This is a genomic window from Oryzobacter telluris (assembly GCF_043099285.1).
Classification (GTDB): Bacteria; Actinomycetota; Actinomycetes; order Actinomycetales; family Dermatophilaceae; genus Oryzobacter; species Oryzobacter telluris.
Genome location: NZ_CP170723.1, coordinates 2,240,408 through 2,253,092 on the forward strand (window position 1 = coordinate 2,240,408; position 12,685 = coordinate 2,253,092).

The window sequence follows — 12,685 nt, forward strand, 5'->3', positions numbered from 1 at the left end:
GACCACCAGGAGCGCCCATGCACGTCCCCGACGGCTTCCTCGACGCCACGACGTCGGTCGCCACGCTGGCCGTCGCCGGGGTGGCGGTCGCCGGCTCGCTGGCGCGGGCTGCCAAGGAGGAGGTCGACGACCGCACGGCCCCGCTGGCCGGCCTCGTCGCCGTGTTCGTCTTCGCCTCCCAGATGCTGAACTTCCCCGTGGGCGCCGGGACCTCCGGCCACCTCATCGGCGCCGTGCTCGCGGCCGTGCTCGTCGGCCCCGCCACCGCCACCCTCTGCCTCACGGTCGTGCTCGCCGTGCAGGCCTTCCTCTTCGCCGACGGCGGCGTCTCCGCCATCGGCAGCAACGTGCTGCTCATGGGCGTCGTCGCCGTGTGGGTCGGCTACGGCGCCTTCCGCGTCGCGCTGGCGCTGCTGCCGACGCGCGTGTGGTCGGTGCCGGTCGCCGCCGGTGTCGGGGCGTTCGTCAGCGTCCCGGGCGCTGCCCTCGCCTTCGTCGGCCTCTACGCCGTCGGCGGTGCCGTGCCGATCCCGCTCTCGACGTTCGCCCTGACGATGGGCGGCTGGCACGTCCTCATCGGGCTGGGGGAGGCGCTCATCACCGTGTTCGCGGTGTCGAGCATCCTCGCCGCCCGTCCCGACCTCGTGCGCGGCGCCCGCGGCACGCTGCCCGCCCTCGAGCTGCGGACGCCCGAGGTCGTGCGGTGAGCGCCCCCACGCGGCCGGCCACCCGTCGCGCCAGCACGCGGACGGTGGTCGTCGTCGGCCTCGCCGTCAGCCTGCTCCTCGCCGCCGTCGTCTCCTTCTACGCCTCGGGCCACCCCGACGGCCTCGAGTTCGTCTCGCGCACCCTGGGGTTCGGCGACGCCGCCCGCTCCTCCGCCACCGCGGGCTCGCCGCTGGCCGGCTACACCGTGCGTGGTGTCTCCGACGCCCGGGTGTCCGGGGGCCTCGCGGGAGTCGCGGGCGTCCTGGCCACGGGCCTGGTCATGGCCGCGCTCGTCGTCCTGCTGCGCCGCCTCGCGCGGCGCCGGCGGGACTGACGTGGGGTCGGGCCACTCCTCCCACCTGCACGTCGACGGCGACACCGCGCTCCACCGCCTGCCGCCGCACGCCAAGCTCGTCGGGCTGGTCGCCTTCGTGCTCCTCGTCGTCTCGGTGCCCCCTGGGGCCTACCGCGCGCTCCTCGGCCTCCTCGTCGTCGCGCTCGCGGTGCTGCTGGGCACCCGGGTCCCGCCGCGCCACCTCCTGCCGCGGCTGGCGGTCGAGACGCCCTTCGCCGTGTTCGCGGTGGTGCTGCCCTTCGTGGCGGTCGGCCCGCGCGTCGACCTCGGCCCGTTCCGGGTGTCCGAGGCGGGCCTGGCGGCGGCGGTCGCCCTGCTGCTCAAGGGGACGTGCGGGGTCGTCGCCGCGGTGACGTTCGCCGTCACCACCCGCCCGCGCGACCTCGTGCACGCCCTGCAGCACCTGCGGGTCCCCGACCCGCTCGTCCTCATCGTGTCGTTCATGGTCCGCTACGTCGACGTCGTCGGCGACCAGATGCGCCGGATGAAGGTCGCGCGCGCCTCGCGCGGGTTCACCCCGCGCTCGGTGCGGGCCTGGCCGGCCCTGGCGGCGAGCACCGGCGCCCTCTTCATCCGCAGCTACGAGCGGGGGGAGCGGGTGCACCTGGCGATGGTGAGCCGGGGGTGGAGCGGGCGGCTCCCGGTCACGCACCCGCTGTCGGCAGGTCCCGCCCAGTGGGCCCTCGCGCTGGCGCCCGCCCTCGTCGCGGGCGTGGTCTCGGTGGCGGTGCGTGCCGCGTGAGCGTCCCCGTCCTCGACCTGCGGCAGGTGGCCTACGCCTACCCGGGCGGTCACCAGGCCCTGTTCGGCGTCGACCTCCACGTGCACCCGGGGGAGCGGGTCGCCCTCCTCGGGCCCAACGGGGCGGGCAAGACGACCCTCGTCCTCCACCTCAACGGGGTCCTGAAGCCCGGGCACGGGTCGGTCACGGTCTCCGGCCTGCCGGTCACCGACGCCAACCTGCTCGAGGTGCGGCGCCGGGTCGGGCTGGTCTTCCAGGACCCGGACGACCAGCTCTTCATGCCCACGGTGCGCGACGACGTCGCCTTCGGCCCGGCCAACCTCGGGATCCGCGGGGCCGAGCTCGACGCCCGCGTGACCGAGGCGCTGGCGGCCGTCGGCGTGGCCGACCTGGCCGACCGGGCCCCGCACCACCTGTCCTTCGGGCAGCGCCGACGGGTCGCGATCGCCACGGTGCTGGCGATGCGCCCCGAGATCCTCGTCCTCGACGAGCCGTCGTCGAACCTCGACCCCGCGTCGCGCCGTGAGCTCGCCGACATCCTGCGCGGGCTCCCGGTGACGCTGCTCATGGTGACCCACGACCTCCCGTACGCCCTCGAGCTGTGCTCCCGGTCGGTGGTGCTGTCGGGGGGCACGGTCGTCGCCGACGGCCCGACGCGCGAGGTGCTGAGCGACGCAGACCTCATGGCGCGCCACCGCCTCGAGCTGCCCGTCGGGTTCTCGATCTAGGGTGTCGTCCATGGCAGCAACCGTCTTCGACCCGCCGGAGCGCTTCGTCGCCGGCACCGTCGGGCCTCCCGGGGGACGCACCTTCTTCCTCCAGGCCAGTGGCGAGGGCCGGCTCGTCTCGGTCTCGCTCGAGAAGGTCCAGGTGAGCGTCCTCGCGGACCGCGTCAACGACCTCCTCGACGCGCACGCCGAGGGGACCGCGACCGAGGTGCTGGGCCCGGGCGACACCGACCCGCTCGCCACCCCCATCGAGGACGAGTTCCGCGTCGACACCCTCGCGCTCACCTGGGACACCCAGCGGGCGTCGGTCGTCATCGAGTGCCACGACGCCGACCCCGAGGAGGCGCCCGAGGAGTCCCTCCAGACCCTCAGGGTGGTCCTGACGCCCGAGGCGGCTCGGGCCTTCGCCCGCCGGTGCGGCGCCGTGGTCTCCGCGGGGCGCCCGGCCTGCCCGTTCTGCGGCCAGCCGCTCGACCCCACCGGCCACATCTGCCCTCGTGCCAACGGCTACCGACGCTGAGCTCGAGCAGGTCCTGACCGCGGGCGACCTCACCCCGGTCGGCCGGCTCGCGGACTCCTCCAACGGCGCCCTCCTCTGCTCGGTCGACGACGGTGCGGACGGCGTCCTCGTCATCCACAAGCCCGAGCTCACCGAGCGGCGCCTGTGGGACTACCCCGACGGCACCCTCGTCGCGAGGGAGCGGGCCGCCTACCTCGTCAGCGCCGCCGGTGGGTTCGACGTCGTGCCCCCCACCGTCCTGCGCGACGGACCGCACGGCCGCGGCTCGGTGCAGCTCTGGGTCGGCCCGGTGGAGGGCGAGCCGGAGCCGCTCGTCGACGTCACGTCCGCGGCCGACGTGCCCGACGGCTGGGTCGTCGTGCTGTCGGGGGAGACCCCCGACGGCGAACCGGTGGTCGTCTCGCACGCCCCGCACCCCGCCCTGCGGACCGTGGCCGTGCTCGACGCCGTGCTCAACAACTCCGACCGCAAGGGCGGGCACCTGCTGCGCGACGGTGACGGCGTGCGGGGGTGCGACCACGGGGTGAGCCTCGGGGTCGAGCCGAAGCTGCGCACCGTGCTGTGGGGCTGGGCCGGACAGGACGTCCTCGACACCGACCTGGCCCGGGTCGAGGCCCTGCGCGACGCCCTGCGGGGTGACCTCACCGACGCCCTCCACGAGCTCCTCACCGTCCCCGAGGTCGAGGCGCTGCAGGCCCGGACCGAGCACCTGCTGCGCACCCGCCGGCACCCGCTGCCCTCACCGGGCTGGCCCGCCATCCCGTGGCCCGCCCTCTAGGCCGACCGGCGACCGAAGGCGTGGGTGGCGCACCGTAGGCTTGCCCGGTGAAGTCGTGGCCCGCCCCCTTCGTCCCGGCCGTGCCCGGCCACGGCGAACCCCTCCGCCTGTTCGACACGCAGAGCGCCTCCGTGCGCCCGGTCGACCCCGGACCCACGGCGCGCCTGTACGTCTGCGGCATCACCCCGTACGACGCGACCCACCTCGGGCACGCGGCCACGTACGTGACCTTCGACCTCGTCGGCCGTGCCCTGCGCGACGCCGGGCACGAGGTCGCCTACGTGCAGAACGTCACCGACGTCGACGACCCGCTGCTCGAGCGCGCCGCCCGGGACGGGCGTGACTGGCGCGAGCTGGCCACGGCCGAGATCGACCTCTTCCGCGAGGACATGACCGCCCTCGCCGTGCTGCCCCCGGACCACTACGTCGGCGTCGTCGAGGCCATGCCGCAGATCGCGGCGGCCGTGCGCGACCTCCTCGAGCGCGGCCGCGCCTACCTCGTCCCGGTCCCCGACGGCGAGGGCAGCGGCTCCGACGTCTACCTCGACCTCGCGACCACCCCCGACTTCGGGTCGGTCTCGGGCTGGACCCGTGAGCAGATGGCCGAGGTGTTCGCCGAGCGCGGGGGAGACCCCGACCGCGCGGGCAAGCGCGACCCCTTCGACCCCCTGCTGTGGCGGGCGCACCGCGAGGGTGAGCCGTCGTGGGACGACGAGGTGCTCGGCGCGGGCCGCCCCGGCTGGCACGTCGAGTGCACCGCCATCGCGCTGGACCGGCTCGGCGACGCCATCGACGTCCAGGGCGGCGGCAGCGACCTCGTCTTCCCGCACCACGAGATGAGCGCCGTGCAGGCCACCGCGCTCACCGGCGACGCGGTCTTCGCACGGCACTACGTCCACCAGGCGATGGTGGGCTTCGAGGGCGCGAAGATGAGCAAGTCCAAGGGCAACCTCGTCCTCGTCTCGAAGCTGCGCGCCGACGGGGTCGACCCGATGGCGATCCGGCTCGTCCTCCTCGCCCGGCACTACCGCCGCGACTGGGAGTACACCCCCGACCTCCTCGAGACCGCGCAGGCCCGCCTGGACCGGTGGCGCGAGGCGCTGTCGGTGAACCTGGGCGCTGACGCCACCGACACCATCGCCGAGGTCCGGGCCGCGGTCGCCGACGACCTCGACACCCCGCGGGCGCTCGCCGCCGTGGACGCCTGGGCCGAGAAGACCCTCGGCGGCGCGTGGGACGAGCAGGGGGCGCCCGGCCTGGTGTCGCGCACCGTCGACGCCGTCCTCGGCATCCGCCTCTGAGCACGAGGCCGAGGCAAGTGCTCGGCTACTGCTGCGGCTCGTCGGTGCCGCGACGGCGCAGGTACTTCTCGAACTCCTTGGCGATGGCGTCGCCGCTCGCCTCGGGGAGGTCTGCGGTGTCCTGGGCCTCCTCGAGCGACTCGACGTACTCGGCGACCTCGGCGTCGGACTGCGCGAGCTCGTCGATGCCGCGCTCCCACGCGTGGGCGTCCTCGTCGAGCTCTCCGTGCTCGATCGGCGCGTCGAGGAGCTCCTCGATCCGGCTGACGAGCGCGGCCGTGGCCTTCGGCGACGGGCTGTGCCCGGCGTAGTGCGGGACCGCGGCCCAGCAGGACACCGACGGCACGCCCACCTGGGTGGCGGCGTCGGCCAGCACGCCGACGATGCCCGTGGGGCCCTCGTACGTGCTCATCTCGAGGTCGTGGCGGTGGCGGGTGTCCTCGTGGTCGGAGGTCGCCGTGACGGGGATGGGGCGGCTGTGGGCGACGTCGGCCATGAGCGCACCGAGGGTGATGACCATGGACACGTCGGCGGCCTGGGCGAGCTCCATCAGCTCGATGGCGAACGCGCGCCAGCGGAACGAGGGCTCGACGCCCTGCACGAGGACGACGTCGCGCCCCAGCGGGGTGTTCGTGGCGATGAGGACGCGGGTGGTGCGCCAGCTGATCCGGCGACGGCCGTTCTCGAGGACGACCCGCGGCCGGTTGACCTGGAAGTCGTAGTAGTCCTCCGGGTCGAGCGCGGCGACCACCTCGGCGTCGAAGACCTCCGCGAGGTGCTCGATGACGGCACTGGCGGCCTCACCGGCGTCGTTCCACCCCTCGAACGCCGCGATCATCACCGCGTCGTGCAGCTCGGGCAGGTCCTCCAGCTCGATCACCGCGCCTCCTCTCGTCAGAGCACCACCCTACGGCTCCCTAGAGTGGTCTCCCGTGAGCCTCCCCGCAGCCGTTCTCTGGGACATGGACGGAACCCTCGTCGACACCGAGCCCTACTGGATCTCCGCCGAGCACGCCATCGTCGAGGAGCACGGCGGGACGTGGAGCGACGAGTACGCCCACCAGCTCGTCGGCAACGACCTCATGGTCTCGGCGGTCTTCATCAAGGAGCACGGCAACGTCCCGTGGAGCCCCGAGCAGATCATCGACGAGCTCCTGGCGCGCGTCGTCGCGCGGGTGCGCGAGCACGTGCCGTGGCGCCCCGGCGCCCGTGAGCTGCTCGCCTCCCTCGCCGAGGCCGGCGTCCCCAGCGCCCTGGTGACGATGTCGTGGCGCAGCCTCGCCGATGCCGTCGTCTCGGCGCTGCCCGAGGGGTCCTTCGCCGCCGTCGTCACGGGCGACGAGGTCTCGCACGGCAAGCCGCACCCGGAGCCCTACCGGGCGGCCGCGCGCCTGCTCGGGGTCGAGGCCGCGGACTGCGTGGCCATCGAGGACTCGCCCACCGGGGTCCGGTCTGCCGTCGCCGCCGGCGTCCCCACGATCGCCGTGCCCCACGTCGTGCCGGTGCCCGAGCAGGCTGGTGCGGTGCACCTCGACTCGCTGGCCGGCATCACCCCCGAGCTGCTCGCGCAGCACGCGGCCACCGTCCGCAGCGGCGGCTGAGGCCTCACTCCTCGTCCGGCTGCACCCCACCGCTGTTCGCGGGGTCGAGCGCGATGCTCGACGCGCCTTCGGGCAGCGGCGGGGGAGTACCACCCCAGGCCGGGCACAGGTCGCGGAAGTCGCACCAGTCGCACAGGCGCGAGGTGCGCGGCCTCCAGTCGCCGGTCTGCGCGTTGCGCACCACGGCGTCCCAGATGGCCCGGATGTTGCGCTCGATGGCGAGCAGGTCGTGCTCGTCGGGGGTGTAGCGCACGACCTCGCCGTTGCCGAGGTAGACGAGCTGGAGCAGCTTGGGCACCTCGCCGTGGATGCGCCAGAGCACCAAGGCGTAGAACTTCATCTGGAACAGCGCCTTGGCCTCGAACAGCTCGCTTGGGGAGCGGCCGGTCTTGTAGTCGACGACCCGCATCGCGCCGTCGGGGGCGACGTCGAGCCGGTCGACGTAGCCGCGCAGGGTGAGGCCCTCGATCTCGGTCTCGACGTAGAGCTCGCGCGCCGCCGGTTCGAGCCGGGTGGGGTCCTCGAGGTCGAACCACTGCTCCACGAGCGTGCGGGCGCCGGCGAACCACGCCTCCTCGGTGAGCTGCTCGTCGTCGGCGATCATCGTGCCGAGCTCGGGGCGCTCGTCGACCAGGGCCCGCCAGCGCGGCTCGAGCAGGGCGGCCGCCGCCTCGGTGGTGCGCTCGGCCGCCGGGAGGTCGAAGAGGTGCTCGAGCACGGCGTGGACCAGCGTGCCGCGCGCGGCCGCCTGCGACGGCGGACCCTCGAGCTTGTCGATGGTCCGGAACCGGAACAGCAGCGGACACTGCTTGAAGTCCGCGGCGCGGCTCGGCGACAGGGCTGGGGTCATGGGGTCACCGTAGGCGGCCGCGCCGACATCCCCGCGTCGACATCCCCAGCCCGCCCGAGAACACGGAACGTGGGTGAAGCCCGTCGGTATGCCGACGGTCTTCACCCACGTTCCGGGGATGGAGCGGAGGCGTCAGTCCTCGGGGTGGTAGCCGAGGTTGGAGCCGAGCCAGCGCTCGGCCGTGCGCAGGTCCCAGCCCTTGCGCTCGGCGTACGACTCGACCTGGTCGCGGCCGAGCCGCCCGACGACGAAGTACTGGCTGTCGGGGTGGGCGAAGTACCACCCGGACACCGACGCACCCGGCCACATCGCCATCGACTCGGTGAGCCGGACCCCCGTGCGCTCCTCGCCGCCGAGGAGGGCCATGAGGGTCTCCTTCTCGGTGTGCTCGGGGCAGGCCGGGTAGCCCGGGGCCGGGCGGATGCCGTCGTACTTCTCCTTGATGAGCCCGTCGACGTCGAGCCGCTCGTTCGGCGCGTAGCCCCACAGCTCGCGACGGACCTTCTCGTGCAGCCGCTCCGCGAACGCCTCGGCGAGCCGATCGGCCAGCGCCTCGAGGAGGATCGCCGAGTAGTCGTCGTTGTCGTCCTTGAAGGCCTGGAGCCGTTCCTCGATGCCGATGCCCGTGGTCACCGAGAACGCCCCGACGTGGTCGGCGAGACCGGTCTCCTTCGGCGCGACGTAGTCGGAGAGGCACTTGTTGGCCACGCCCTCGCGGTGCTGCCCCTGCTGGCGCAGGCCGTGCAGGGTCGTGAGCACCGTGGTGCGGTCCTCGTCGGCGTAGACCTCGATGTCGTCGCCGACCGATGCTGCCGGGAAGAACCCGGCCACCCCGCGCGCGGTGAGCCACTTCTCGCGCTCGATCCTGTCGAGCATCCGGTTGGCGTCGTCGAGGAGCTTGCGGGCCTCCTCGGCGGTCGCCGGGTTGGTGAGGATGTCGGGGTAGCGCCCCTTCATCTCCCACGCGAGGAAGAACGGCGTCCAGTCGATGTAGCGGCGCAGCTCACCGAGCGGGAAGTCCTCCCACACGCGGGTGAACTGCGTGGCGGCGCGGTGCCAGTGGTCGTCGCGCTTGCCCGACCACCGGTCGCCGGCCTGCTGGGCGAGCAGGTGCGGGCGCATCGGCCGATAGGACGCCCAGTCGATGGTGGGGGCGTTGGCCTTCGCGTCCTCGTAGGACGCCAGGGGGCGCTCGCCGGTCTTGGCGGCATGCCGCGCGCGGATCGAGTCGTAGTCCTTGACGATGCCCTCGAGGAAGGACTCGCGGTGGATCTCCGACATCAGCTGGCTGACGACGGGGACCGAGCGGGAGGCGTCCTTCACCCAGACGACCGGGTGCTCGTACTGCTGGTCGACCTTCACCGCCGTGTGCGCGCGCGAGGTGGTGGCGCCCCCGATCATCAGTGGGATCTCGAAGCCCTGGCGCGCCATCTCCGCCGCGACCCGGACCATCTCGTCCAGGCTCGGGGTGATGAGGCCGGACAGCCCGATGATGTCGGCGTCGACCTCCTTGGCGGTGTCGAGGATCTTCTGCGCGGGCACCATGACCCCGAGGTCGACGACGTCGTAGCCGTTGCACTGCAGGACGACCCCGACGATGTTCTTGCCGATGTCGTGGACGTCGCCCTTGACCGTCGCCATGACGACCAGGCCCTTGCTCTTCTTGCGGGCGGCGGGGTCCTTCTCGGCCTCGATGTACGGGATGAGGTGCGCGACGGCCTTCTTCATCACGCGCGCGGACTTCACGACCTGGGGGAGGAACATCTTGCCGTCGCCGAAGAGGTCGCCGACGACGTTCATGCCGTCCATGAGCGGGCCCTCGATGACCTCGAGGGGGCGACCGCCGGCCTCGTCGATCTCGACCCGCAGCTCCTCGGTGTCGTCGACGACGTGGTCGTCGATGCCCTTGACGAGCGCGTGGGTGATCCGCTCGCGCACGGGGAGGGAGCGCCACTCCGCAGCGGCCGGGTCCTCCTCGTTGCCGGCGGTCCGGTAGTCCTCGGCGATGGCGAGCAGGCGCTCGGTGGCGTCCTCGCGACGGTTGAGCACGACGTCCTCGATGGCGTCGCGCAGCTTGACGTCGACGGTGTCGTAGACCTGCAGCGCACCGGCGTTGACGATGCCCATGTCCATGCCGGCCTTGATGGCGTGGAACAGGAAGACCGCGTGGATCGCCTCGCGCACCGCGTTGTTGCCGCGGAAGCTGAACGACACGTTCGACACGCCACCGGAGACGAGGACGTGGGGGAGGTTGCCCTTGATCCAGCGGGTGGCCTCGATGAAGTCGGTGCCGTACGCCGCGTGCTCCTCGATCCCCGTGGCCACCGCGAAGATGTTGGGGTCGATGATGATGTCCTGCGGCGGGAAGCCGACCTCCTCGGTGAGGATCCGGTAGGCCCGCTCGGTGATGACCTTGCGGCGCTCGAGCGAGTCGGCCTGGCCCTCCTCGTCGAAGGCCATGACGACGACCGCGGCCCCGTACTTGCGGGCGAGGCGGGCGTGGTTCCGGAACGCGTCCTCGCCCTCCTTCATCGAGATCGAGTTGATGATCGGCTTGCCCTGGGTGACCTTCAGGCCCGCCTCGATGACCTCCCACTTGGAGGAGTCGATCATGAGGGGCACCCGGCAGATGTCGGGCTCGGTGGCGACGAGCTTGAGGAAGCGGTCCATCGCCGCGACGCCGTCGATCATCCCCTCGTCCATGTTCACGTCGATGACCTGGGCGCCGGCCTCGACCTGCTGGCGGGCGACGCCGAGCGCGGTGTTGTAGTCGTCCTCCTGGATGAGGCGGCGGAAGCGGGCCGACCCGGTGATGTTGGTGCGCTCGCCCACGTTGACGAACAGGCTGGACTCGTCGATGACGACCGGCTCGAGCCCGGAGAGGCGCAGCGCGGTCGGCACCTCGGCCGGTTCGCGGGGGACGCCTCCGGAGGCCGCCGCGGCGATGGCGGCGATGTGCTCGGGGGTCGTGCCGCAGCAGCCGCCGACGATGTTGACGAGCCCGGCCGAGGCGAACTCGCCGACGACCCGCGACATCTGGTCAGGGGTCTCGTCGTACTCGCCGAAGGCGTTGGGCAGACCGGCGTTGGGGTGGGCCGAGACGAAGCAGTCGGCCAGGCGCGAGAGCTCGGCGATGTAGGGCCGCAGCTCACCGGCACCGAGGGCGCAGTTCAGGCCGATCGACAGCGGCCGCGCGTGGCGCACCGAGTACCAGAACGCCTCGGTCACCTGGCCGGACAGGGTGCGTCCGGACGCGTCGGTGATCGTGCCCGAGATCATCACCGGCCAGCGGCGGTCGTGCTCCTCGAAGAGCGTCTCGAGGGCGAAGATCGCGGCCTTGGCGTTGAGGGTGTCGAAGATCGTCTCGACGAGGAGGACGTCGGCGCCGCCGTCGACGAGGCCGCGGGCCTGCTCGGTGTACGCCTCGACGAGCTCGTCGAAGGTGACGTTGCGGGCGCCGGGGTCGTTGACGTCGGGGGAGATCGACGCGGTGCGGTTCGTCGGGCCGATGGCGCCGAGCACCCAGCGCGGGCGGTCCGGGGTCTTCTCCGTCATCGCGTCGGCCTCGGCGCGGGCGATGGAGGCGGCGGCCACGTTCATCTCGTAGGCGAGCTCCTCCATCCCGTAGTCGGCGAGGGAGATCTTCTGCGCGTTGAAGGTGTTGGTCTCGACGAGGTCGGCCCCGGCCTCGAGGTAGGCGCGGTGGATGTCGCCGATGATCTCGGGCTGGGTCATCGACAGCAGGTCGTTGTTGCCCATGACGTCGCTCGGGTGGTCGGCGAAGCGCTCGCCGCGGTAGTCGGCCTCGGACAGGCCGTGGCCCTGGATCATCGTCCCCATGGCCCCGTCGAGGACCAGCACCCGCTCGCGCAGGGCTTCGGTGAGGTCGGCGGTGGCGTCGGGCCGGTGCTGCGGTGTCACGAAATATCGCCTCGGGTCGTCAGCGGGGGTCGGGGAGAGAGTATGCCCCGCTGCTCCCGTAGGGTCCGTGCCATGTCCGACGAGAAGGCCCCGGCGGGCGCCGTTCGCCTCGCCAGAGTCGCCGGCGTCCCGGTCTACCTCGACCGCACCTGGCTCTTCCTCGCGGCGTTCATCGCGTGGACCGGCTGGCAGGCGGGGCGCGACCTCGGCCCCGGTACCGCGGTCGCCTACGCGCTGTGGCTCGTCGTGGGGATCCTCATCGCCGTCCTCGGCCACGAGGTCGCGCACGCGCTGGCCGGCCGGCTCCTCGGGTTCCGGGTGCACCGCATCGTCGCGACCCTCTGGGGCGGGCACACCTCCTACGACGGCACGGGCATCACGCCAGGCCGCGCCGCCGTGGTGGCCGTCAGCGGGCCGCTCGCCAACCTCCTCCTCGCCGGCATCGGCTTCGTGGCCTCGGCGGTGCTGCCGTGGCCGGCGTCGGAGTTCGCCTGGTCCTTCTTCTCCATGAACCTCCTGCTGGCCGGCTTCAACCTCCTGCCCGGACTGCCGCTCGACGGCGGCCAGGTCGTCGAGTCCCTCGTGTGGAAGGTGTCCGGCCGGCGCGACCTCGGGCTCGTCGTCGCCGGGTGGTGCGGGCGCGTCCTCGCGGTGCTCCTCGTCCTCTGGTTCCTCGTCCGTCCGCTGGCCCTGGGCCGCCGTGAGGACCTCGACCTGCTCTCGGTCGGCCTGGCGCTCGTCATGGCATGGATCCTCTGGTCCGGCGCCACCGCGGCCATCCGACGGGCGCCGCTCGAGCGGGTGCTGCGCTCGGTGCGCCTCGGCGACGTGGCGGAGGCCGTCACCGTCCTGCCGACGAGCACCCCGCTGGGCGAGGCCCGCCTGCACCCCGACCTCGTCGTCTGCGAGGACGAGCACGGCCGCCCGACCCTCGCCCTCGTCGGCGAGCTCGCCACCGACGCACCGCCGTCGGCACCCATCGGCTCGGTCGTCCTGCGCCTGCCCGACGAGAACGTCGTCGAGGCCGGCCCCGAGGACGCGGTCGACCGCGCCATCAGCGCGATGGCGACGTCGCGCGTCGCGCTCGTCGTCCTCACGCAGGGCGGGCGGGCGTGGGGCATGGTCAGCGCCTCGGCCCTCGAGGCCGCGGCGGCCCGGCCCCGCGCGCGCAACTAGACTTC

The 12,685-nt window shown here is 73.0% G+C and carries 12 protein-coding genes; 9 read left to right on the forward strand and 3 right to left on the reverse strand.

Annotated elements, in window-relative coordinates; genetic code table 11:
- Positions 1 to 17: 17 nt before the first annotated feature.
- From ACFLFB_RS10255 to mshC, 7 genes are read left to right on the forward strand one after another with little or no spacing between them, the layout of a single operon-like run.
- Positions 18 to 707: an energy-coupling factor ABC transporter permease gene (locus ACFLFB_RS10255; RefSeq protein ID WP_392542073.1), complete on the forward strand. Its 690-nt coding sequence runs from the start codon at positions 18 to 20 to the stop codon at positions 705 to 707.
- Positions 704 to 1,042, forward strand: coding sequence for a PDGLE domain-containing protein (locus ACFLFB_RS10260; RefSeq protein WP_392542074.1), 339 nt, complete (start codon positions 704 to 706; stop codon positions 1,040 to 1,042). The genes ACFLFB_RS10255 and ACFLFB_RS10260 overlap by 4 nt, the downstream gene beginning before the upstream one ends.
- A gap of 1 nt (position 1,043) precedes the next feature.
- A complete protein-coding gene (gene cbiQ / locus ACFLFB_RS10265) occupies positions 1,044 to 1,805 on the forward strand; it encodes a cobalt ECF transporter T component CbiQ (RefSeq protein WP_392542075.1) in 762 nt (253 codons plus the stop codon).
- Positions 1,802 to 2,533 carry an energy-coupling factor ABC transporter ATP-binding protein gene (locus ACFLFB_RS10270; RefSeq protein ID WP_392542076.1) on the forward strand — a complete coding sequence of 244 codons (732 nt, stop codon included), beginning with the start codon at positions 1,802 to 1,804 and terminating at the stop codon, positions 2,531 to 2,533. Before cbiQ ends, ACFLFB_RS10270 begins: the two co-directional genes overlap by 4 nt.
- Before the next feature lie 10 nt (positions 2,534 to 2,543).
- The gene (locus tag ACFLFB_RS10275; RefSeq protein ID WP_392542077.1) at positions 2,544 to 3,053 is read left to right on the forward strand and encodes a DUF3090 domain-containing protein; all 510 of its coding nucleotides are present in this window, start codon (positions 2,544 to 2,546) and stop codon (positions 3,051 to 3,053) included.
- Positions 3,031 to 3,831, forward strand: coding sequence for an SCO1664 family protein (locus ACFLFB_RS10280; protein WP_392542078.1), 801 nt, complete (start codon positions 3,031 to 3,033; stop codon positions 3,829 to 3,831). The genes ACFLFB_RS10275 and ACFLFB_RS10280 overlap by 23 nt, the downstream gene beginning before the upstream one ends.
- A gap of 47 nt (positions 3,832 to 3,878) precedes the next feature.
- Positions 3,879 to 5,132 carry a cysteine--1-D-myo-inosityl 2-amino-2-deoxy-alpha-D-glucopyranoside ligase gene (mshC, locus tag ACFLFB_RS10285; protein WP_392542079.1) on the forward strand — a complete coding sequence of 418 codons (1,254 nt, stop codon included), beginning with the start codon at positions 3,879 to 3,881 and terminating at the stop codon, positions 5,130 to 5,132.
- Positions 5,133 to 5,157: 25 nt separating this feature from the next.
- On the opposite strand, the gene ACFLFB_RS10290 is transcribed toward mshC, so the two are convergent.
- Entirely contained in the window at positions 5,158 to 6,012 is an 855-nt protein-coding gene (locus ACFLFB_RS10290) for a PAC2 family protein (protein WP_392542080.1), read from the reverse strand.
- A 52-nt stretch (positions 6,013 to 6,064) separates the two neighbouring features.
- Here ACFLFB_RS10290 and ACFLFB_RS10295 point away from each other — a divergent pair, with 52 nt between their 5' ends.
- Positions 6,065 to 6,733: an HAD family hydrolase gene (locus ACFLFB_RS10295; RefSeq protein WP_392542081.1), complete on the forward strand. Its 669-nt coding sequence runs from the start codon at positions 6,065 to 6,067 to the stop codon at positions 6,731 to 6,733.
- A gap of 4 nt (positions 6,734 to 6,737) precedes the next feature.
- On the opposite strand, the gene ACFLFB_RS10300 is transcribed toward ACFLFB_RS10295, so the two are convergent.
- Both ACFLFB_RS10300 and metH read right to left on the reverse strand, forming a co-directional pair.
- A complete protein-coding gene (locus tag ACFLFB_RS10300; protein WP_392542082.1) occupies positions 6,738 to 7,583 on the reverse strand; it encodes a RecB family exonuclease in 846 nt (281 codons plus the stop codon).
- A gap of 132 nt (positions 7,584 to 7,715) precedes the next feature.
- Entirely contained in the window at positions 7,716 to 11,504 is a 3,789-nt protein-coding gene (gene metH / locus ACFLFB_RS10305) for a methionine synthase (RefSeq protein WP_392542083.1), read from the reverse strand.
- Positions 11,505 to 11,576: 72 nt separating this feature from the next.
- Here metH and ACFLFB_RS10310 point away from each other — a divergent pair, with 72 nt between their 5' ends.
- Positions 11,577 to 12,680, forward strand: a complete 1,104-nt coding sequence (locus tag ACFLFB_RS10310) for a site-2 protease family protein (RefSeq protein ID WP_392542084.1) — start codon at positions 11,577 to 11,579, stop codon at positions 12,678 to 12,680.
- The last annotated feature ends 5 nt before the right edge of the window (positions 12,681 to 12,685 follow it).